A 22,714-nucleotide genomic window follows, 5' to 3' on the forward strand; every position below is an offset into this window, starting at 1 on the left:
CATTTGCCTGCATTAAATATGTTATTTTTAGCATTTAACAATCTTATACTTATCACCATGAAAAGATTTCTTTTTACCGTATGGATAATTAGTTTATTCAGTACATGTGCATTTGCCCAGCATTGTAATTGTGAAACAGAATTTGGCTATATTAAATCGTACATGGAAAGAAATTATGCCGGTTTTGAAGACAAGCAGGCCATAATAACCAAGGCAAAGTATAACCAATTGGTAAAAAGTTATTTGGCCCTGGCAAAGGCACCATATGGTAACGAGGAGTGTTTAATGATTATTTACCGTTTTCTCTCGGCTTTTAAAGATCATCATGTATCTGTAAGGGCTACGTTTGATGCGAATAAACTCGATTCGGCATACATCAGTCAGCGACAGATTATTCCTATATCGGATGAGAAAATTTCACAATTAAGAAAATCCACCACGTTTGAAGGGATTTATGATTTTCATGATCCGGCCAGATACAAAATAGCAGTAATTAAAGATCAAACACTGCTGCATGACTACATTGGTATAATTGTGAATTCGAACTTGCCCGGATGGAAAAAAGGCATGATAAAGTTTGAGGCCAAAATGGAAACTGATAGTTTAGGTAAGGGCGTATTGTATATGCTGAATGGTATGCCCAAGCTGGAAAGCTTTTCTTTCAGAAAAGATGCGATTTCGGGTGACTGGCATCGTGAGGGCACCACTCCTAACAGATCTGCTTATAACAGTAAACTGGTTGATGCCAAAAAACTGACTGATAAAACCTTATATATCAAAGTGGCCAGCTTTGGTACTTACAATGCCAAAAATGTCGATTCTCTATTGTTAGCCAACAAGGAAAATTTAAACCGTATGCCTAATCTGGTACTCGATCTTCGTGGAAATGGTGGGGGAGCCGATTATGTTTACCGTCCTTTAATGCCTTATATGTACACTTCTCCTGTGCGTTATCGAGGCACAAGTATATGGGCAACTCCTGAAAACATTAAAGGGTGGAAGCGATACCTGGAGGATGATGAGATGTCTGCAGAGAATAAGGCTTCCATTCAAAAAACCATTTAGTTGCTTGAAGCCAATAAAGGTAAATGGGTTAATAAAACCTATGATGCCATATTATCGAATTATGAAAAATTATCTGAGCCCTCTAAAATAGTTATTCTGATCGATGGAAATTGCGCCAGCAGCACTGAAGAATTTTTGCTTTTTGCGCGGCAGAGCACAAAAGTAACGCTGATGGGTAAAAACACTTCTGGTACATTAGACTATTCTAACGTACTGGAAGTGCCCTTTTCATGTATGCCTTATATTTTGAGATATTCTTCCTCACGCAGTAACCGCGTAATTCATGGTGAGGGAATAGATAATACCGGCATCAAGCCTCAGTATTATTTGTCTGACAAGGATGACTGGATGGAAAAAGCAGTAGTCTTTTTAGAGAAATAGGGATAGGTATTAACGGCTCAATAAAAAAGCCCGTACAATTTGCACGGGCTTTTTTATTGATCTATGATTTTTATCGGGTGTACCGGTTAATAATATCCAGGATAATCTTATTCTTTTGCAATTGCGGCAGGTAGTCAAACAAGATATAATGCTTCTCCGGGTCGGCAGTTAAGGCCTGCTCCAGATTGGTTAAAGCCTCGTTATAATCGCCTTTGGCAAACAGGTAGGCCACCATGCGGTAGTACAGCTCAGCTGTATCTGGGTTGTTCTTGATGGCTTGTGCCATCACCTCAATGGCATCTGTCAGCCGGTCCTGCTCATACAAAATAGAAGAATAATCCAGCCAGGCATCCATATCCAGCGGGTTCAATTCCACCACTTTTTCGTAAGCTTTTTCGGCTTCATCCATGTGGCCCAGCTTGTACTCGGCATCGGCAATGGCAAACCAGTAATCGGCATTGGCAATATCCAAATCCAGCGCTTTGCGATAAAAATGCAATGCCTCAAAATAACGCTCTTCAAAATCAAGCGTTACCCCAATGCCAAACCAGGCATCAGCCAGTTTAGAATCCATCCGTACCGATTTTTTGTAAAACGAGCGGGCTTCATCCATTTGCTCCAATTTTTCGTAGCACTCGCCAATGGCACAATAAGTATCAGCATTGGGCTGTTCGTATTCGAAGGTTTGGCGGTACACTTCTATAGCTTCTGCATATTTCTCGAGGTTTACTAAAGCATTGCCTTTATTAAAGTAGGCTGATGCAAAGTTATCCTTAATTAAAATAGCATAATCATAGGCATCAATGGCCTTTTCAAACAGGCTCATTTTGGTGTAAGCATTACCTAAATTATACCAGGCGGCATAGCTGTAAGGTTCGGTATCAATATATTGCTGATAAAACTGTATGCTTTCCTCCTGGTTGTCCAGCACATCGTAGCAAAAAGCCAGTTCGTACAGGGCATCCTGGTTTTCCATGTTCTGCTTCAGGCACTTCTTCAGGCAGTCTATAGCAGCATGGTAGTCGCCCATGTTCTGGTATACATAAGCCATATGCAGCAGGATATCGTCGGTATCTTCGGCCATGCCGAGCGCTTTTTCATAATTCTCCAGTGCCTCGCTATAGCGCTCCATACTTTCGTACAGGTTGCCGCGAATGATATAAATATCGGCATCCGAAGCCTCCAAAAGGGCAGCTTTATCTAAGGCTGCAAACGCTTCAGACACCCGGTTGGTTACCACCAGCAATTGTGCCTGTTTAATTAAAAACACGGCTGCATAAGGATGCTGGTTGCGGGCATACTCTACTACCTGTAATGCACGTACCGCATCGTTCTTTTCAATATAATAATCAATAATGTTTTCAAATGCCGATGCATCAAAAAAATACTGATCATGATTGCGGATCATCTCCTCGTAGCGCTCTACTGAAAACTTCGGGTCTTCGGTAAAGCCATAGTCAAAATCATCTTCTTCCATTCAACCTCTATTTCAGAATTTATATCAATATACAACAATTACCGTAGTATACCAAACACTAAGTACCTTTATAAGCAGCCCCAGGGCGTTTAAGTTTTTAACAAAACAGCCGCCTTTTTCCACACACGCCTTAACTTACTGATAATTAAACCAAAAGCAAGACGTTACTTAAACAGCACTTGTGACAACAAATTTTGTGTGTGCAAAATTTTACATTTGCCTTATTAACACCACACTATGAATTTCGACATCCGCCCTGTTCTTCAACAGCTTCAAATTGCTGATCTCAACCCTGCGCACAGTACCGGCGCTACACATGGGCGTGCTGATACTGATCAAATTAAAACCATTCTTTCCCCGGTTAACGGGCAAGCCATTGCTACAGTTTGCATGGCCGGCTCAGCCGATTATAACACCATTATGCCTGTAGCCGAACAGGCGTCTCTGCAATGGCGGCAATGGCCTGCGCCCAAGCGTGGCGAAGTAGTACGCCAGATTGGCCTTGCCCTGCGCGAGCATAAAGAGGCGCTGGGTAAACTGGTGTCTTACGAAATGGGCAAAAGCCTACAGGAAGGCTGGGGCGAGGTACAGGAGATGATTGACATCTGCGATTTCGCCACCGGCCTGAGCCGCCAGCTCAACGGCGCTACCCTGCACTCGGAGCGGCCCGAGCACCGCATGTATGACCAGTATCATCCTTTGGGTGTGGTAGGTATTATCTCAGCTTTCAACTTTCCGGTAGCAGTATGGAGTTGGAATGCCATGCTGGCCTGGATTTGCGGTAACGTATGTATATGGAAACCTTCGGAAAAAACACCGCTTACCGCCTGGGCCTGCCAGCACATTGTGCAGCAGGTATTTGAGCGTAATGAAGTGCCCGAAGGTGTATCAAACCTGATTGTAGGCGACCGCGCCGTTGGTGAACTGATGGCACGGGATGGCCGCATTGCTTTGCTGTCGGCTACCGGTTCTACCCGCATGGGTAAAGCTGTAGCGGCGGCTGTAGGCGCCCGCCTGGGTAAAAGTTTGTTGGAACTAGGCGGCAACAATGCCATTATTATTACCGAAAATGCCGACTTAGATATGGCGCTGATTGGTGCAGTGTTTGGCGCGGTAGGCACTGCCGGGCAGCGCTGTACTACCACCCGCAGGCTCATTATTCACGAAAGTATTTATGAAAACTTTAAGCAGAAACTCATTAATGCTTATGAGCAATTGAAAATAGGTAACCCCTTGGATGAGGCCAACCACATGGGGCCGCTCATTGACCATGACGCGGTGAATACTTACCTGCAAGCCATTGAAGATGCCAAAGCGCAAGGCTGCCGCTTTATAGTAGAAGGCGGCGTATTAACCGGCGAGGCCTATGCATCGGGCTGTTATGTGAAGCCTTGTATTGCTGAGGCCGAAAATCATTATGCCATTGTACAGCACGAAACCTTCGCGCCCATCTTATACCTGATGAAGTACCAAAACTTAGATCAGGCCATTGCCATGCAAAATGGTGTACCGCAGGGCTTGTCGTCTGCAATCATGACGCAAAATTTGCGCGAGGCAGAACAATTTTTATCAGCCCGGGGTTCTGATTGCGGAATTGCCAACGTGAATATCGGTACCTCCGGAGCAGAAATTGGCGGTGCGTTTGGCGGCGAGAAAGAAACTGGCGGAGGCCGCGAGTCGGGCTCTGATGCCTGGAAAGTATACATGCGCCGGCAAACCAATACCATTAATTATTCTACCCGGTTGCCACTGGCACAGGGCATACAATTTGAATTATAAACTGTACTTTCATATTTATTACGCGCTTATAACTAATGAACAAATTTTATTGTTGCTTAACAGGAATGGCTGCAGCCGCCCTGTTTAATTTTCAGCAAGCTGCCGCACAAACTGCTCCCGCTACCCTGCCCGATCCACCTAAAAACTGGCATACCATGGATTTAAAAACTGATGGCTTTTACGGCATCAGCTTAAATCAGGCTTATATGGCTCTAAAAGGTAAAAAGAGTAAGCCGGTACTGGTAGCTACGATTGACAGCGGTATTGACACTGCCCAAAAAGACCTGAAACCCGTATTATGGATAAATACCAAAGAAATACCGGGTAATGGTAAAGATGATGACGGTAACGGTTACGTAGATGATATACATGGCTGGGACTTTTTAGGTGGCCCAGGCGGCAAATGCGACTTTACCGAAACTACCGAAGAGGTACGTGAATATGCTAAACTGCAAAGCAAATACGGCACTGCCACCAGCGCCCCTGCCGGGCAGGAAAAAGAGTATGCTTACTGGCTAAAGGTAAAAGCCACCCGCGATTCAACCATTGCTAAATCATCGGCCGAAATACAGAATTTAACCCCAGTGATGAATGCACTGATGATTACCAGCGGCTTCGTAAAAAAAGGTTTGAACTTAGGGCCTGATGGTACTTTTACCAAGAATGATTTAAACCGCCTGAAAAGCACCAATGATACCATTGCACAAAGCAAAAATGTATGGAACATGATTTTTCAGGAAGAAGGCGGCAGTACCAATAACGCCAAGGTATTGAAAGAGCTAAGTGAGTACATTACCAAACTGAACAACGACATTACCCCCGACCTTACTGCCCGCCAGCGTATTGTAGGCGATAACCCTGATGTAAGGGACGGCAAACCTTATGGTAATAACCTGCTCAAGTTTGAAGATGCTTCGCATGGTACCGGTGTAGCCGGCCTCATTGGTGCGGTTCGCAATAATAACTATGGTGTAAACGGCGTAGCTGATAATGTGCGCATTATGGCCATTAAGGCTGTACCTAACGGCGATGAATATGATAAAGACATTGCCAATGCTATTCGGTATGCCGTTGATAATGGCGCCAAAATAGTGAACATGAGTTTTGGCAAAAAGATATCGCCACATAAAGAATGGGTAGATGAAGCTTTTAAATATGCTGCCGACCATGATGTGTTGCTGGTACAAGCTGCTGGTAATGATAATCAGGACGTAGATGCCAAGCCACAGTACCCCAACGATACTTTTGTTGATGGCTCGGTTACTAACCTGGATAATGTGATATGTGTAGGCGCATCAGGCCCCCGCCGAGATACCAAACTGGCGGCCAGCTTCAGCAACTACGGCAAAAAGAATGTAGATGTATTTGCTCCGGGCGTAAAAGTAACCTCGGTAGATAAAGATGCGGAGTTTAATACCGCCGACGGCACCAGCTTTGCCTCGCCGGTTACTGCAGGTGTTGCGGCTTTGCTGTTGGAGTATTATCCTGACCTGAGCGCACGCCAGTTAAAACAGGCCATTTTGCAGTCGGCCAAACCTTTAACCGGCACTATGGTAGTAAAACCCGGCGCTAAAGAAGGTACGCCTAATGTTGACTTTACCACCCTCAGCAAAACCGGCGGTGTGGTGAACGCTTACCAGGCGGTACTCATTGCTTCTAAAATGAAGGGTGAACGGAAAAAATAAGTTCTCAAACAAAAAAGCGGGTTTAGGCCCGCTTTTTTGTTTCTATCTTATATGTTTGCGTTAATCTTAATCACTACAATGAAACGCTTTATCCTGCTATGTGCTGTAGGTATCATTAGTCTACATCATGCCACCGCTCAAACCGGCAACAGCACATACCCGTTCATGAAAATCAAGGGTATCCCTCTTGCCGCAAACAAATCATCTATTGTAAAATCATTCGGCAAACCTCAAAAAATATACAGGCCCCATTATGATTGTGGCTTTTTTTCTGAAGACCAGGGACACCCCTATTATTTACTACAATACGCCAATTTAAACTGGATAGGTAATGAAAAAGAAGGTTATCAGGCGGAAGATATATTTTTTACTCCAGAAAGTAATTACCAATTAACTTTTAAAGGGCACTTCCTCTCGGCCAATACCTCTATTCAGGAATTTATGAAGCTTTCCGGAATTAAAGAATTTACTACATCAAAGGCAGGAGAAAGCCCGGAAGATTTATTGCGATTTACACATCACAACCCCAATATTATTGTTAAAGCGATAAATTTATTGCCTGCAAAAGGGGATGGCAAATACATATTCTTTTTTGTAAAAGACAAACTGGTTAAAATAGAGCTTTGGACGCCTTGTTAATATATAGCCAGATACAAGCAATCCCTATAGATTACGGAAAGCGGTAACTCAACGATACCCCGCTTGCCCAAGAGGTATAGATAGTGCCCGACTCTGAAGCACCTTCACGGCTGTTGTAACTATAGCTATAATTTCCGAATACATTGTATTGGGTATGTACGCCCAGGCTCACATCTTCGGTTAGTCGGAAGCTTAAACCCAGTTTAGGGGCAATATAACCCTGGGGTTCAGAAGCGCTGCCAGAAAAGGTAGCGCCTGATACTGCATCCAGCGAGATGAATTTATAGCTGCTAAAGTAATTACCTGAGTTGATACCGGCTACCAAACGCACCTTGGGGTTAATGGGGAACTGGTACATTGCGCTCAGGTAAAAGCCATAGCTTACATAGCTGCCAAAGCTGGTAGCGCTATATACAGTACCATATTGATCTGCCTCATAAAATGTGCTTTGCTTGGGTTGCAACACGCGGTAACTGCCATGAAGGCCAAACACCCAGTTGTTATAGTAATATTGTAAACCTACCTCGCCCGATGGTGAGGCCTTGTATATCTCTTTCAGGTTGTGCATGGGTACATCAATGTTTACCCCGCCAGTGAGCCCGAAGCCGGATTGTGATGAGTTACCATCAAAATTCATGCGCATGGTATTGTACTGCGCCTGTGCTGCCGAACCGGCCAGCACCAGTAGTATAAATACGGCAGTTTTAAAAGCAAAATTTAAATTAAGCGCTTGTAGTGTAACTATTGGCTTTAAACGCCGTTTAACAGTAAAAGCAGAAATCCGGTTTAAATCAGGAGCACAATACATTGCAATAAGTTAGGAGCCAATAAAAGTAGAAAATATATTTCAAATCGAAATCATGTGCCGGGTACAGATGATTAATCCTAACAAAAAATTGCGCCATCATCGAACCAGCTTTTTAACCAGCTTATACCTTCCGGCATAAAATTACGCTGCTCTCTAAGTGCAAACCGCATATGAGCCTCCCTGCTTTGTGCATTTTGTTGAGGCGAAATTGTACTGAAGTTTAATTATTTATCATTATTAATGTAAAAAAGTTGCAGGGTACGCGGTGCGGGTTGTTTTTCGCATTCCATTACCTATATTTGCGTGCAAAAATTTTCATTTTTTAATTAGATAATGAGAGAAATACAGTTCAGAGAAGCGCTTCGTGAAGCTATGAGCGAGGAGATGCGCAAGGATGAGAAAATATACCTGATGGGTGAAGAAGTTGCTGAATATAACGGCGCTTATAAAGTAAGTCAGGGTATGCTGGATGAATTTGGTGCCAAACGGGTAATTGATACGCCGATCTCTGAACTGGGTTTTGCCGGTATAGGTATCGGTTCAGCCATGAACGGCCTGCGCCCAATCATTGAGTTCATGACCTTTAACTTCTCGTTGGTGGCCATTGACCAGATTATTAACGGTGCAGCCAAAATGATGTCAATGAGCGGTGGCCAGTTCTCGGTGCCGGCGGTATTCCGTGGCCCTACCGGTAATGCCGGTATGCTGAGCTCGCAGCATAGCCAGTGTTTTGAAAACTGGTATGCCAACTGTCCCGGCTTAAAAGTAGTAGTGCCATCAAACCCGGCCGATGCTAAAGGTTTGTTAAAGCAATCTATCCTGGATCCGGATCCGGTAATTTTCATGGAATCGGAGCTGATGTACGGCGATAAAGGTGAAGTGCCTGAAGGCGAATATTATATTGAGCTGGGTAAAGCCAAAGTAACCAAAGAAGGTACCGATGTAACTTTAGTAGGTTTCGGTAAAATTATGAAGGTGGTTAATGCTGCCGCTGCCGAATTGGAAAAAGAAGGCATTCATGCCGAGGTGATTGATTTGCGCACCGTACGCCCTATTGACTACGCTACTGTAATTGAATCGGTGAAGAAAACCAACCGCATGATTTTTGTAGAAGAGAGCTGGCCTTTGGCTTCGATCTCTACTGAGGTAGCTTTCAAAGTGCAAAAAGATGCTTTTGATTACCTGGATGCACCTATCCTGCGCATTACCGGCGGCGACGTTCCGCTTCCATACGCTCCAACCCTGATTCAGGAATATTTGCCTAACCCTGAGCGTGTGATTAAGGCGGTAAAAGAGGTAATGTATATTAAAAAGTAAATTATTAAAACCATCTATAATTTAAAAGCCTGCTTAATGCAGGCTTTTTTGTGTTCTGATAATAAATTTAAACCTTAACCATCCTGCTTTTATCATGTTAAAGCGTATTATAATTTTCTGCTTTATTGCTTTTTGTACCATAAATGTGTACAGCCAAAATATAACTGAACTTGAAAGTGCGGGAACAGGCGCAAAACTTCAAGCCGATGAGGCTATTATTTATGGAAATTTTGTTCAGAAGCTTAGTTATTGGAAGAGCGGTTACCAGCAATATATCTTTATCAGGAATCTGGATACACATGCCATCTACTGCTTTCAGGTAAAATCAAAATTAGGTGGTGCTAAAATGCGCCTGTTCTGCTATCATATCCCCTTGGGTAATTATGAAATTCTGAATTATTATTACAGCAAGGCTACCTGGTATGGTAATACTCAAGGATTTAATTCGCCGGTATTTAAGAATATAGATATTGATGTGAACGTAAAAAACAAGCTTGACAGCGGACTGATTAAGCGTGAAGACTTACACCGCTTTACTTTTAGCGCAGCAGGCAATACTTTGGTTTATTTAGGCACCTGGCATTTTGACACCGGTATAATTTCGTTTACCAACAACAAAGCCGAAGCAGACCAAAAGCTACAACCTGAATATACTTATTTGATTTTTAAAGAGGCACTCATCAATATACCTGATTAAAAATGAATTTACTTAAGAATGCTGTTTGGTTGGTGTGCATAATGCTGGTCGGCTATAGATGCACACCTGCAAATCATAAGCAGAAAGCATCAGTGATAAATAACTCAAATCACATCTTACCTTTTGATACTGCTTATAAAACCATACATGTATTAGTTGCCTTATGCGATAATAAATACCAAGGCATTGTACCGGTGCCCACAAAAATAGGTAACGGGCAAAACCCTGAAACTAATTTATACTGGGGCAATGGATATGGTGTTTATACTTATTTTAAACATAGTAAAGACTGGCAGTTCGTGAGCACTCAAAAATCAGGAGGTCAGGTTTTGGAGCGAGCTATATTTAAGCATCGTAAACAAAAATTTTATCTGGTGGCTGATGCTTACGACGGACGGTACATCAAAAATTGTATCATCAGTTTTTTAAACAGCAGTACTGGAAAAATTAAAGACACCCTTAAAGTTACCAAGCATACTTTAGGCATTTATGGTAATGCCAATTTGCTAGCATACATTGGGCATAACGGCCTGATGGATTTCGAATTGAATGATGAATACCAGAGCACTGATGGGCGCACCCGCAATTGCATTGTATTGGCTTGTTACAGCAAAAAATATTTTGGCTACTATGCCCGCAAAGCCGGCATCAACCCATTGCTATGGACTACTAACCTAATGTGCCCCGAAGCTTATACCTTACATGATGCTATTACAGATTATATAAACAAAGGTAATAATGATAGTGTCAGAAACAGTGCTGTAACAGCGTATAATCGTTATCAGAAGTGTGGGATAAATGTAGCAAAAGGTTTATTGGTAAGTGGTTGGTAGGGAGGTCTTACTTATAATGATGTTATCATTATAAGGTTCGATCACAAAACCCTTATAAAAAGCAAAGCCCCCTGATGGGCAGGGGGACTTTTACTAACCAATTATAAACCTAAATTATGAGAAGAGCTGTTGGGGAAGGATTCGAACCTTCACAGAGTAGTTAGTCCTTTTCAGGATTTCCTATTGTTCTCCGCCACCGGGACAAGGAGGTGTGTCTGCCAAAAATTTCACCACCCAACATTGTTTTGTCTTAAGAACGAAGCATCTTTTTTGTTGTTGCTTGATACAAATGTAAAGCACTTATCAATTTCTTGCAAATATTTCAATAAAATATTTTTATTTTTATTTGATTTTTAATTAAACTTGTACTTAAGTAAACAAATCAAAATTTATGCCTCACAAGAAAGCCCATAATTTAGAAATTGATAATCTGGATATACAGATTTTGTCTATCCTGATGAAGAACGCAACCACCCCCTATACGGAGATTGCAAAAGATTTAATTGTATCGGGCGGCACCATACACGTGAGAATGAAAAAGCTGGAGGAGATGGGCATCATTAAAGGTGCAAGCCTCGAAGTTGACGCACAGAAGCTGGGCTTTGATATTACTGCCTTTTTGGGTATATATCTCGAAAAAGGCTCGCAATATAATGATGCCGTGGCAGCATTAAAGGATATAAAAGAGATTACCGAGTTATACTACACCACCGGCAGCTGGAGCATCTTTGCAAAAATTGTATGCCATGATACAAGCCATTTGCGCGAGGTGTTAAACGAGCGCATACAGAGTGTACCAGGCATACAACGTACAGAAACATTTATCTCTTTAGAAGAAAGTATTAAACGTCAGATTACACTAACGGACTAAACAATTACTTAAACTTTGCTTTCAGGGCTGCCAGCTTGGCCTGCATGTCCATTTCGGGTTGCTTCTGGGTTTGATTCCGGTTGCTGCCTGTATGGTTCCGTTGCATGGGTTGCGCTGGCTTTTTTGTGCCTTGCTTTTTGTCTGCCTCTGCTGCAGCCTCTTTCATAGATAATGAAATACGCTTACGGTTGGCATCTACCTCGGTTACTGTTACCTCTACATGCTGGTGTACTTTTAATACCTCATTCGGGTCTTTGATGTAGCGGTTGGTAATCTGGCTCAGGTGCACCAGGCCATCCTGGTGTACGCCAATATCAACAAAGGCACCAAAATTGGTAATATTGGTTACGATGCCGGGCAGCTTCATTCCCACTTTTAAATCTGTAATGGCATTAACGCCTTCAGTAAAACTGAAAGCCTCGAACTGCTCACGCGGGTCGCGGCCGGGTTTGGCCAGCTCGGCCATAATATCATTCAGGGTAGGCAAGCCTACATTACCGGTTACATACTTTTGCAGCGGGATGGCCTTGCGCAGCTTTTCATTCTGCATCAATTCGGTTAAGGTATGGCCGGCATCTTTAGCTATACGCTCTACCAGGGCATAGCGCTCAGGGTGCACGCCGCTTGCATCCAGCAGGTTTTCACCACCACGTATACGTAAAAAGCCGGCTGCCTGCTCATAGGCTTTATCGCCCAGGCGGGCTACTTTCTTCAATTGCTCACGACGTTTAAAGGCACCGTTCTGGTTACGGTAGTCTACAATGTTTTGTGCCAGTTGCGGCCCCAGGCCCGATACATAGGCTAAAATCTGTTTGCTGGCAGTATTCAACTCCACGCCTACCGCATTTACAGCGCTAACAACGGTATCATCCAGCGAGGTTTGCAGTTTATTCTGATCCACATCGTGCTGGTACTGGCCAACGCCGATAGATTTAGGGTCAATTTTTACCAGCTCTGCCAGTGGGTCCATCAACCTGCGACCGATAGATACTGCTCCGCGTACGGTTATATCCTTGTCCGGAAATTCTTCGCGTGCCACTTCTGATGCGGAATAGATAGATGCGCCACTCTCGTTCACCATTACAATAGTAGTGCCCGCTAAATTCAAATTGCGTACAAATTGCTCGGTTTCGCGCCCGGCGGTACCGTTGCCGATAGCAATGGCTTCAATTTTATACGTTTCGGCCAGATGCTTAACCGTTTTCTCGGCCTCACGTGCCTGCCCGGCACCGGTATGCGGATAAATGGTGGTATTTTCCAGCAATTTACCCTGCTCATCCAAACATACCACTTTACAGCCGGTACGGAAGCCCGGATCAATGGCCATTACGCGGCGCTGCCCCAGCGGTGCAGCCAGTAATAACTGACGGGCATTTTCGGCAAATACCCGAATGGCCTCTTCATCTGCCGCTTTTTTAGTCAGCAAGCGTACCTCGGTTTCTATCGAAGGTTTGAGCAGGCGTTTGTAGCCATCGGCAATAGCCAAACGTATCTGGTCTGATGAAGTGTTATTGGCCGTTACAAAAGCACGGTCAATTAAAACCATCGCCTCATCCTCGGGCGGTACAATATCCAGGTATAAAATTTCTTCTTTCTCGCCGCGGCGCATGGCCAGTACCCGGTGCGAAGGTGCGCTTTTCACCGGTTCCGTCCAGTCGAAATAATCTTTGTATTTAATGCCGCTTTCCTCTTTACCCGGCGCTACCTTCGATACAAATTCGCCTTTTTGGGTAAACAGTTCGCGCAGCTGGGTACGGATTTCGGCATTCTCGCTGATGGTTTCCGCTATAATGTCGCGGGCGCCTGATAGGGCTTCTTCGGGAGTGGTTACGCCTTTTTCAGCATCTATATATTTGTCGGCTTCAGCCTGTAAATCTACCTTGTTTTGGGTCAGGATCAAATCGGCAAGCGGCTGTAAGCCTTTATCGCGTGCGGTAGTGGCGCGGGTTTTACGTTTAGGGCGATACGGCAGATACAAGTCTTCCAGCACCAGCATGGTTTCTGCTTCATGCAGTTGTTTTTCCAGTTCGGGCGTTAGTTTGCCCATGTCGGTCAATGATTTCAAGATGGCTTCGCGGCGCTTATCCAGGTCGCGCAGTTGCTGCATACGGTCGCGGATGGCGGCAATCTGCACTTCATCCAGGCTTCCGGTAAGTTCTTTACGGTAACGGGAGATGAAGGGCACGGTAGCACCTTCATCCAATAAGTTTACAGTGGCAGTTACTTGCTTTGATGATACGGCAAGCTCCTGCGCTATTTTAATATAATGATCAGTCATTGTCTGCAATTTTCAGGACTGCAAAGGTGGGGTAGTTTACTGAAAGTTGGAAGTGGATTTTTGAGAAAATATCGCCGGACTTACATCCTATCCAACTACCCTTTTCAATGCCTGTATATATCCTAAATGCAGCCCTTCATGGAAAGGCAAGAAGCTTATTGCATCCTCAATGCTGTTAATTGCAACGCCGTAACGGGTAGTCCATGGTGTATAATCAGCAAAAATGCCGTTGGCGTAATCTTTTTCAAGTTGATCAACAGTAGATATCATCGACTCTTTAATCTCATTTAACTCTGCCGGGGTTACAGGCCGTTCGGGTTTGGTGTCTGATGTATATAAACCAAAAAAAGTATCACTCACACGTATAGGTAATCCTACGCGCCAGTAGCAAATCTTTTGCTGTGCAGCTATAATGTGGCCTAAATTCCAGATGATGTTATTGTTAAAGCCGGCAGGCACCTGGTTTAATTGTGCCAAAGAGAGTTGCTCAGTTAATGAAATTAAAAACTGGCGGGGCTGGCGGATCATTTCAAAGCTTTTTTGCATGAACAAAAGTATCGTTATTTAACGCCTTTATTTAACCGGATAACCGGCAAGTGTTCACGTTCACGTGTCGTGAACACCTGTGAACACTTTTATGACGTTTAAGTAAGTGAAACTTAACTGGTGTAAATTAAATATTGATATAAGATAGTAATATTCAGGCCAATATGGATGAATAGTTGGTTTTGCTTATAGTTAACAGCAATGTGCGTGAACGCTCGTGAACAGACGTGAACACCCGTGAACGTTCATGAACACTTGGGTTGCCGGGCCGTGAACACTGGCATGAACATGTCAGTGTAATCACAAACCATTGTCAGGCGCTCATCCACTTGTCATCTTGAGCGGCCCCCTGAGCTGGCGCGAGTTTGCAACTTGTGACCGCATAAGTATAGTCCGTCCTTATTATTAATTTACAAAATGGTACGAGTTGCAAACTCGCACCAGCGGAGGGTGTTAGAGAAGGAGTTGTGGATCCAATTCCAACAACAAGCTCATCTGTTAGTACCAAAGTTGTTAAAAATTGATTAGTAAATAAAATGCAAAAAATCGGCGATCAATTTCTTTGGCAAGCCAAAATCAATTATAGCTTGAGAGTTACACCAGGAAACCCTTTAGACTATGATAAAGATGAATATATTAGAATGGTTGAAATTGGGCTAGAATATTTTAAACAAGGAAAAATAGATGAATTTGCAACCTTTTTTATGGAAAGTCAATATTACATTCCTTTATGGGTTGCTCATATTATTTTAAGATTTGCTAAACCAGACAATCAACTAGCAGAGGAGTGTATTCAAATAATAAAAGATTTTGCTGATTATCCTATAGATGAAAAAGTTGCCAATGAGGAAAAGCAATGGCTAAAGGAAAATAAAAATCCCTGACCTGAGTAATCAGTTTATACTGGCCCCTACCACTAGTGTAAGTTTAGTGCAACGTAACTTAAGACCCCAAATGCAGCAAGCTTTCAGCTTGCGGGTAGCAGTTCCAAGCAAGTGCGGTAATAAAGCGCCTTCCTCTTACTTGCTCACCTTGATCAAATAATTCCACTCCACTACCTTATAACGCGTGGCCGGGTTTAAAAATTTGGGGGTCAGGCGGGTGATACCGTAGTCGAGGTCGCGGTAGGCGGTGGCTATCTTGAAGCCATCGCGCAACAAGCCGGCTTTGCCTACCTCGCTGGTGAGCAGCCATACGGTTTCGCCCTGGTTCAGTTTGCGGGTAATATCTTCGTTTACAAGCGTGGGTGCCAGGTTGCGGGTATAAAAATCAAAGGTGGTGCTATGGAAATAGTAATTGTACAGTTCGTTTCGGGGAATGTGGTTGCGGTTGGCTACCTGTGCCAGCCCTACGCCTGCCTGGTAATTAAGCAGTTGCGGGTAGGCATTACCATTGAGCAGTACATTGGCCATGGCTATTATAAAAGTTGATGCTGCCACCATCCGCACCAGTAAACTGCGCTCTTTAAACACCACGTAAAATGCAGCGCCTAAAAACAACAGGGATAATAGAGCAACTATAGGCGAATGAACCGGAAAGCACCATGCATCAACCACCGCCACAATAATAAATATAACGGCCGCCACAAAATACTGCACATACAGGTAGCTGCGTAATGTGCGTTCCTGACGGTGTTCCTGTACGTACATCACCTGCCCGGCGGTAAGCAGGGCAAAGAACGGGAACAGGATATTTAAGTAATGCGGCAGCTGGTAGCCCGATGAAGAGATGATGGCGAAGATAATAATGATAGTACCAACAGTTAATAATTCCGCACCTTTAATACGGGCAAACCGGGTTTTGATAAAAAAGCCAATTTTGGTAAAAAAGGCCACATAAGTAAGCAGGCACCAAGGCAAAAATGCCCACAATGCAGTGTGGAAGAAAAAGAAATAATCTTTATGCCCTTTGCCCCATTTAGAGCCTTCCAACCGCTCAAAGTTTTGCGACCACAGGATAAACCTCACGCCCGAAATATGATTCATGCCCCGCGCCATGGCCTCGGGGTGTAAGTCGTATTGCAAATAGTAGCAGTACACACAGGGCGAAATAAATACGGCCCACAACAATAAAACCACCAGCCAGCGCCAGTCGAACATCCGTTTCCAGTTGCGCTGATATAGCAGTAAAAAAAACAGGGCCACACAAGGCATTACAAAGCCAATCATGCCCTTGGTAGTAAAAGCCATGGCCAAACCCAGCGCTGCCAGCACATAATTATACCAGCGTGTAAAGTAAGCGGCTTCTACCAGTTGCCAGGTGGCAAACACAATACTGGCAGTGAGTATAGCATCCATGCGCACATCATTATTGGCCAAAAACTGCGCCTGTGCACTGGCATACATCAGCGCCGCCAGTAAACCGGTTTGCTGGTTGTACAGCAGTTTGCCTAAGCGGAAGGTGGAATAAAAGCCCAAAATGGTAAGCAGCAAGGAGGGCAGCTTATAAGCGATAGTATTGACACCGAATATATTGTAAGATAAAGCCGCCAGCCAGAAATGCAGATGGGGTTTGTCCAGGTAATTCATGCCACGGTCAATCAGGCGCACGTAATCATGGTTGAGGTACATGTGCATGGCAATATCGGCATGGTGCGAGGCATCCTCATTCATGAGTGGCACAAACAAGCCGTAGATGTAAGGCACCAAAAGTGAAACAAACAGCCAGAACCAGGTTTTATTGTTGATATAGTTTTGTGTCATGAGGGGGCAGCGGCAGCTAAAAACATCCGCCGTATGGCGCAAAAATACTCAAATTTAGCATAAGGGCTTAGCCTGGCCCCAAATGCCCAAAACATTCACTTTCGCCCTTGTGTTAAAGCTTGTAAATACTATACCGATGAAAACATTAACCTATATAGCAGGTGCCGCTTTTATAGCCGCCTCGTTAACTGCATGTACCGGCAACGGCGATAACTCTAATAAAACCCTGCATGGTACCACTGATACCATGAATGCAGTAGCCGGCTCAAGCGCAGGCGGCGTTAATCATGCCACTACGGCTGATACCTCTTACAACGGCAACAAAAACCGCGGTAGAGACTCCACCAGTAATGGCAATGCCAACCCCAGCGGACATGTAGAAAACGATACCACTAACCAGAATAAGTATCACAGGCCGTAAAATACTGGAGTAGAAGTAATGAAAAGTGTTGCTTCTAACTTAAAAACACTTGAAAATCAAATATTAATTCTTATATTTGCACTGAATAAAAGAGGGGACCTGTGTCCCCTCTTTTTAGTTTTGAAAAAAATCGGGAGAGACGGATGAACGTTGAACAACGGGTTAAACAACTGGTAGAAGAAAAAATAGCCGACCGCCCCGACCTGTTTATTGTAGATATCAAATTGCAGGGCGGTACTAAGCTGGTGATTTTAGTAGATGGCGATCAGGGTGCAGGTATTGATATTTGTGCGCAAATAAGCCGTCATGTAGGCTTTCACCTGGAAGAGGAAAACACAATTGAACATGCCTATACGCTGGAGGTGTCATCGCCGGGTATTGATACGCCGCTGAAACTCACCCGCCAGTACATTAAAAACATTGGCCGCCAGGTAGCCGTAAAAAAAGCAGACGGTACCAAAGCCGAAGGTGAACTGAAGCTGGCCGGCGATGAGAGCATCACGATAGAAGAAAAAATTAAACCCAAAGGGAAGAAGGCTGAACTGGTTGAAACCACCATCCCGATGAGCGATATAGCAGAAACCAAAGTTTTAATATCATTTAAGTGAAATGAGCAATATTAATTTGATTGATTCCTTTCAGGAATTTAAAGACTTTAAGAACATTGACCGCCCTACCATGATGAGCGTGCTGGAAGACGTTTTCAGAAGCATGATCAGAAAGAAGTACGGTACCGACGAAAATTGCGACGTAATTGTAAATACCGATAACGGTGACTTGGAAATTTGGCGCACCCGTACCGTAATGGAAGATGGTTTTTCGGAAGATGACGACCTGGAGATTGAACTGGCCGAGGCCCACAAATATGATGAAGACCTGGAAGTAGGCGATGAGTTTGTAGAGCAGATTACTTTAGAAAGCTTTGGCCGCCGCGCTATCCTGGCCGCCCGCCAAACGCTGGTATCTAAAATTCTGGAACTGGAAAAAGACGAAATCTTTAAAAAATATAAAGACCGCGTAGGTGAGATTGTAACCGGCGAGGTATACCAGGTTTGGAAAAAAGAAACCCTGGTGCTGGATGATGAAGGCAACGAGTTATTGTTACCTAAAACTGAGCAGATCCCGGCAGACTACTTCAAAAAAGGCGACAGCGTGAAAGCGGTGGTATATAAAGTGGATATGATGAACAGTAATCCTAAAATCATCATCTCGCGTACTGCACCCGAGTTTTTACAGCGTTTGTTTGAATTGGAAGTGCCCGAGATTTTTGATGGCTTAATTACCATTAAAAAAATTGTACGCGAACCGGGCGAAAGAGCAAAAGTGGCTGTAGAGTCATACGATGATCGTATTGACCCTGTAGGTGCCTGTGTGGGGATGAAAGGTTCACGCATCCATGGCATCGTTCGGGAGTTGAAGAACGAGAACATTGACGTTATCAATTACACCAATAATACACAGCTGTACATTCAGCGTGCTTTATCGCCTGCTAAAATTACTTCCATTAAACTGGATGATGAGCGCCATACGGCAGCAGTTTATTTAAAGCCCGATCAGGTATCATTGGCCATTGGCCGTGGCGGTCACAACATTAAACTGGCCGGTAAACTGAGCGGATACGAGATTGATGTGTACCGCGAAGCCGACGAGCAGGAGGAGGATGTGGACATCGAAGAATTCTCAGATGAAATTGATGGCTGGATTATTGATGAGTTTAAACGCATTGGCCTGGATACCGCAAAATCAGTGCTGGCCTTAACCCCCGGCGAACTGGTGAAGCGTACAGATTTGGAAGAAGAAACTGTAAAAGAAGTATTATCAATTCTGCAAGCAGAGTTTGAATAATCTGAATATGCCAATTAAAAGTAGTAAATTTGCGTATATTCTTAAGCAAGAGAAAGAAAATCTATTAAATGTCAGAAGACAAAAGCATAAAATTAATTAAGGCAGTAAAAGAGCTGAACATTGGTATGGGTACCATTGTCGACTTTCTGGCTAAAAAAGGCTACAAGGTAGAAAAACAACCAATGGCCAAGCTGGATGGTGAAATGTACTCCGCATTGTTAAAAGAGTTTGCTGCTGATAAAGACGAAAAAGAAAAGGCCAAGCAAATCAATATCGGGAAAATCCGCAGGGATGAGCCTGGCCAAGCCCCTGAGAAGCCGCAGGAGCCCCGCTCACGCGATTTCGAGAACAGGGAAATTCTGATCAAGAATACCGGTAGTTCTTCTGCCGATAAGCCTAAGCCTACCGAGGCACCTGAAGTTAAACCTGATGGCTTGCCTGGTGTTAAAGTAGTAGGCAAAATTGATTTGAATAACCTGAATGCCCGGCCAAAGCCGGCTGAGCAGCCACGCCAGGAAACCCCTGCGCCAAGCCAGCCTGCAGCTGCTGCACCAAAGGCAGAAACACTGGCTCCGGTGCCAACACCTGAGCCTGCAGCTCCGGCACCTCAGCCGAAAGCTGAACCGGCACCAGCCCCGGTTGCGCCTAAAGCAGAAGTTCCTGCACCAAGCCAGCCTGAGCCTGCCAAAGCTGCGCCGGAGGCACCAAAGCCTGCCGCTCAGCCACCGGTGGCAGAAGCGCCTAAGCCAGCGCCTGCTCCGGCAGCTCCTGTAGCAGAAACACCTGCGGCCACGGCACCAACCCCAGCTTCTGAGCCGGGAAGCGGAAACGGTGAGAATGAGGTAATCAGGGCGAGAGCCGAGCGTTTGAGCGGCCCGCACGTAATTGGTAAAATACAGTTGCCGGTAGATAATGGCCGCCGTGGCGGTGGCCCGGTAGCGTCTTCATCAAACGCCGACCATAAGCGCAAGCGTAAGCGTAAAGATAACCCGCCGGGTAACAACCAGCAGGGTAACAATAATAACCAGCCCGGCCAGCAACAAGGCCAAGGTGGCCAGCAAGGTGGTGGTTTCAATCGCCAGGGTAGCGGTCAGCAAGGCGGTGGTTTCAATCGCCCGGGTGGTCCTAACCAGGGTGGCGGCAACCGCCAGGGTGGCTTTAACCGCGGCCCGCAGCAGGGCGGCCGTCCTGATTTCAGGAACCGTAATGCCGGCGCACCGCAAAACACCGGTCCTAAAGAAGAGCCTACAGAAAAAGAAATACAAGACCAGATTAAAGCTACACTGGCTCGCTTAAGCGGTGCCGGTAAATCGGGCAAATTTGCGCAGCGGGCTAAATTCCGCCGTCAAAAACGCGATGATGTAGCTGCATCGGCCGAGGAAGCAGCACTGGAGCAGGAAGCACAATCACGGGTACTGAAGGTAACCGAGTTTGTAACTGCCAACGAGCTGGCTTCATTGATGGATGTATCAGTAACCCAAATTATCTCAACTTGTATGAGTTTGGGTATGTTCGTATCCATTAACCAGCGTTTGGATGCCGAAACCCTGACCATTGTGGCCGATGAGTTTGGCTATGCCGTTGATTTTGTAAAACCAGAGGACGAAGAAGTTAACCTGGAAGAAGAAGATGCACCGGAAGATTTGATTCCGCGCTCTCCTATTGTAACCATTATGGGTCACGTTGACCATGGTAAAACTTCATTGCTCGATTTTATCCGCAAAACCAACGTAATTGCCGGTGAGGCGGGTGGTATTACCCAGCACATTGGCGCTTATGAAGTACAGGTAGGCGGAGATCGTAAAATTACCTTCCTGGATACACCGGGTCACGAGGCGTTTACCGCCATGCGTGCACGTGGTGCCCAGGTAACCGATATTGTCATCATCGTAATTGCGGCTGATGATAGCGTGATGCCACAAACCCGCGAGGCTATTAACCACGCGCAGGCTGCCGGTGCCCCTATCATTTTTGCCTTCAATAAAATTGATAAGCCCGGCGCTAACCCTGATAAAGTGCGTGAGCAATTAGCAGGTATGAACATTTTGGTGGAAGAGTGGGGGGGTAAATACCAAACTCAGGAAATTTCAGCAAAATCAGGCTTAAATGTAGAATTACTGTTAGAAAAGATATTACTGGAAGCCGATTTATTAGAGCTGACTGCTAATCCTAACAAACGTGCTGTAGGTACAGTAATTGAAGCTGCCCTTGATAAAGGGCGTGGTATTGTAACCACAGTACTGGTACAGGCAGGTACACTGCGTGTAGGCGATCCTATTTTGGCCGGTTCATATAGCGGTCGTGTAAAGGCGTTAACCAACGAGCGCGGCCAGCGTGTGAATTCGGCAGGCCCGTCGGCACCGGTACAAGTGTTGGGTATGCAGGGCGCACCAACCGCAGGTGACCGCTTTAACGTAACCGAAACCGAGGTAGAAGCCCGTGATATTGCCAACAAACGTTTACAATTACAACGTGAGCAAGGCCTGCGTACGCAGAAACACATCACGCTTGATGAAATTGGCCGTCGTTTGGCTATTGGTAACTTTAAGGAACTGAACATCATTGTAAAAGGTGACGTGGATGGTTCTATTGAAGCGCTGTCGGATTCATTATTGAAACTGTCAACCGACCAGATACAGGTAAATGTGATTTCGAAAGCAGTAGGTCAGATTTCCGAATCAGACGTATTGCTGGCTTCGGCATCAGATGCGATTATCATTGGTTTCCAGGTACGCCCGTCAACCAGTGCACGTAAACTGGCCGAGCAGGAGCAGATTGATATCCGCCTGTATTCCATCATCTACGATGCAATTAATGAAATTAAAGCAGCGATGGAAGGCATGCTGGCACCGGTGTTCGAAGAGAAGATTGTGGCCAACGTGGAAATCCGCGAAACCTTTAAAATCAGCAAAGTGGGTACCATTGCAGGTTGTATGGTGCTGGATGGCAAAATTACCCGTAACAGCAGCATCCGCATTATTCGGGATGGCGTAGTGGTTTACACCGGCGAACTGGCTTCATTGAAACGTTACAAAGACGACGTAAAAGAAGTAAATGCGGGTTACGAGTGTGGTTTGAACATTCAAAACTTCAACAACATTGAAGTAGGCGACATTGTGGAAGCTTACGAAAACGTAGAAGTAAAACGTAAGCTGTAATCATATTAAGTTTTCAAAAGAAAGGCTGCCTTATACATTAAGGCAGCCTTTTTTGCTTTTAAGCTATTTTACATCCGGTTATGCCGGTGCTGGCGGTAATGATGTTTGGTATAGCGGTGGTGATGCCTGCGGTGAAACGGTTGGGCGCTTGCGCTTTCGGCCGTAAATAAAGCCAAAAAAGCATAGGCTAAATATTTAATGAGTCTCATAAA

The 22,714-nt window shown here is 44.7% G+C and carries 20 protein-coding genes and 1 tRNA gene; 14 read left to right on the top strand and 7 right to left on the bottom strand.

All coding sequences use genetic code 11. The features are described 5' to 3' along the window. The first annotated feature begins 57 nt into the window (after positions 1-57). Positions 58-1,065 carry a S41 family peptidase gene (locus tag ACYVNW_RS14315; RefSeq protein WP_460680555.1) on the top strand — a complete coding sequence of 336 codons (1,008 nt, stop codon included), beginning with the start codon at positions 58-60 and terminating at the stop codon, positions 1,063-1,065. Then, positions 1,066-1,446, top strand: coding sequence for a S41 family peptidase (locus ACYVNW_RS14320; protein WP_460680556.1), 381 nt, complete (start codon positions 1,066-1,068; stop codon positions 1,444-1,446). It begins immediately after the preceding gene. Between the two features lie 70 nt (positions 1,447-1,516). On the opposite strand, the gene ACYVNW_RS14325 is transcribed toward ACYVNW_RS14320, so the two are convergent. Next, positions 1,517-2,923 (bottom strand): tetratricopeptide repeat protein, encoded by a 1,407-nt coding sequence (locus tag ACYVNW_RS14325; protein WP_460680557.1) that lies wholly within the window; start codon positions 2,921-2,923, stop codon positions 1,517-1,519. A 237-nt stretch (positions 2,924-3,160) separates the two neighbouring features. Here ACYVNW_RS14325 and amaB point away from each other — a divergent pair, with 237 nt between their 5' ends. The 3 genes from amaB (at position 3,161) to ACYVNW_RS14340 (ending at position 7,026) form a co-directional block, all read left to right on the top strand. Then, positions 3,161-4,702, top strand: coding sequence for an L-piperidine-6-carboxylate dehydrogenase (amaB, locus tag ACYVNW_RS14330; RefSeq protein WP_460680558.1), 1,542 nt, complete (start codon positions 3,161-3,163; stop codon positions 4,700-4,702). 65 nt (positions 4,703-4,767) lie between these two features. Continuing rightward, on the top strand, positions 4,768-6,387 hold the full coding sequence (locus tag ACYVNW_RS14335; RefSeq protein ID WP_460680559.1) for a S8 family serine peptidase: 1,620 nt from the start codon (positions 4,768-4,770) through the stop codon (positions 6,385-6,387). Positions 6,388-6,465: 78 nt separating this feature from the next. Beyond that, the gene (locus ACYVNW_RS14340) at positions 6,466-7,026 is read left to right on the top strand and encodes a hypothetical protein (protein WP_460680560.1); all 561 of its coding nucleotides are present in this window, start codon (positions 6,466-6,468) and stop codon (positions 7,024-7,026) included. 31 nt (positions 7,027-7,057) lie between these two features. On the opposite strand, the gene ACYVNW_RS14345 is transcribed toward ACYVNW_RS14340, so the two are convergent. Beyond that, positions 7,058-7,834, bottom strand: a complete 777-nt coding sequence (locus ACYVNW_RS14345) for an outer membrane beta-barrel protein (protein WP_460680561.1) — start codon at positions 7,832-7,834, stop codon at positions 7,058-7,060. Positions 7,835-8,167: 333 nt separating this feature from the next. Between ACYVNW_RS14345 and ACYVNW_RS14350 the strand changes: the two genes are divergently transcribed. The 3 genes from ACYVNW_RS14350 to ACYVNW_RS14360 all read left to right on the top strand — a co-directional run bounded on the left by ACYVNW_RS14350 (position 8,168) and on the right by ACYVNW_RS14360 (position 10,681). Then, positions 8,168-9,151: a pyruvate dehydrogenase complex E1 component subunit beta gene (locus tag ACYVNW_RS14350; protein ID WP_460680562.1), complete on the top strand. Its 984-nt coding sequence runs from the start codon at positions 8,168-8,170 to the stop codon at positions 9,149-9,151. 94 nt (positions 9,152-9,245) lie between these two features. Next, on the top strand, positions 9,246-9,848 hold the full coding sequence (locus ACYVNW_RS14355) for a hypothetical protein (RefSeq protein WP_460680563.1): 603 nt from the start codon (positions 9,246-9,248) through the stop codon (positions 9,846-9,848). Positions 9,849-9,940: 92 nt separating this feature from the next. Beyond that, positions 9,941-10,681, top strand: coding sequence for a hypothetical protein (locus tag ACYVNW_RS14360; protein ID WP_460680564.1), 741 nt, complete (start codon positions 9,941-9,943; stop codon positions 10,679-10,681). A gap of 126 nt (positions 10,682-10,807) precedes the next feature. Here the strand turns inward: ACYVNW_RS14360 and ACYVNW_RS14365 are convergent. Beyond that, a tRNA-Asp gene (locus ACYVNW_RS14365) sits at positions 10,808-10,921 on the bottom strand. A 151-nt stretch (positions 10,922-11,072) separates the two neighbouring features. On the opposite strand from ACYVNW_RS14365, the gene ACYVNW_RS14370 reads away from it, so the two are divergent. After that, positions 11,073-11,552 (top strand): Lrp/AsnC ligand binding domain-containing protein, encoded by a 480-nt coding sequence (locus ACYVNW_RS14370; RefSeq protein WP_460680565.1) that lies wholly within the window; start codon positions 11,073-11,075, stop codon positions 11,550-11,552. A gap of 4 nt (positions 11,553-11,556) precedes the next feature. Here the strand turns inward: ACYVNW_RS14370 and ACYVNW_RS14375 are convergent, their stop codons facing one another. Next, positions 11,557-13,830, bottom strand: a complete 2,274-nt coding sequence (locus ACYVNW_RS14375) for a Tex family protein (RefSeq protein WP_460680566.1) — start codon at positions 13,828-13,830, stop codon at positions 11,557-11,559. Between the two features lie 87 nt (positions 13,831-13,917). Further along, positions 13,918-14,376: a DinB family protein gene (locus ACYVNW_RS14380; protein WP_460680567.1), complete on the bottom strand. Its 459-nt coding sequence runs from the start codon at positions 14,374-14,376 to the stop codon at positions 13,918-13,920. 536 nt (positions 14,377-14,912) lie between these two features. Between ACYVNW_RS14380 and ACYVNW_RS14385 the strand changes: the two genes are divergently transcribed. Then, on the top strand, positions 14,913-15,260 hold the full coding sequence (locus ACYVNW_RS14385) for a hypothetical protein (RefSeq protein ID WP_460680568.1): 348 nt from the start codon (positions 14,913-14,915) through the stop codon (positions 15,258-15,260). 135 nt (positions 15,261-15,395) lie between these two features. Here the strand turns inward: ACYVNW_RS14385 and ACYVNW_RS14390 are convergent, their stop codons facing one another. Beyond that, a complete protein-coding gene (locus ACYVNW_RS14390; protein WP_460680569.1) occupies positions 15,396-17,078 on the bottom strand; it encodes an ArnT family glycosyltransferase in 1,683 nt (560 codons plus the stop codon). 136 nt (positions 17,079-17,214) lie between these two features. Here ACYVNW_RS14390 and ACYVNW_RS14395 point away from each other — a divergent pair, with 136 nt between their 5' ends. The 4 genes from ACYVNW_RS14395 to infB all read left to right on the top strand — a co-directional run bounded on the left by ACYVNW_RS14395 (position 17,215) and on the right by infB (position 22,502). After that, a complete protein-coding gene (locus ACYVNW_RS14395) occupies positions 17,215-17,499 on the top strand; it encodes a hypothetical protein (RefSeq protein ID WP_460680570.1) in 285 nt (94 codons plus the stop codon). Between the two features lie 143 nt (positions 17,500-17,642). Continuing rightward, on the top strand, positions 17,643-18,107 hold the full coding sequence (gene rimP / locus ACYVNW_RS14400) for a ribosome assembly cofactor RimP (protein ID WP_460680571.1): 465 nt from the start codon (positions 17,643-17,645) through the stop codon (positions 18,105-18,107). Between the two features lies 1 nt (position 18,108). Next, the gene (gene nusA / locus ACYVNW_RS14405) at positions 18,109-19,344 is read left to right on the top strand and encodes a transcription termination factor NusA (RefSeq protein WP_460680572.1); all 1,236 of its coding nucleotides are present in this window, start codon (positions 18,109-18,111) and stop codon (positions 19,342-19,344) included. A 68-nt stretch (positions 19,345-19,412) separates the two neighbouring features. Beyond that, positions 19,413-22,502, top strand: coding sequence for a translation initiation factor IF-2 (gene infB, locus ACYVNW_RS14410; protein ID WP_460680573.1), 3,090 nt, complete (start codon positions 19,413-19,415; stop codon positions 22,500-22,502). A gap of 68 nt (positions 22,503-22,570) precedes the next feature. On the opposite strand, the gene ACYVNW_RS14415 is transcribed toward infB, so the two are convergent. After that, positions 22,571-22,711, bottom strand: a complete 141-nt coding sequence (locus ACYVNW_RS14415) for a hypothetical protein (RefSeq protein ID WP_460680574.1) — start codon at positions 22,709-22,711, stop codon at positions 22,571-22,573. Between the last annotated feature and the right edge of the window lie 3 nt (positions 22,712-22,714).

It is taken from the genome of Mucilaginibacter koreensis (genome assembly GCF_054783355.1).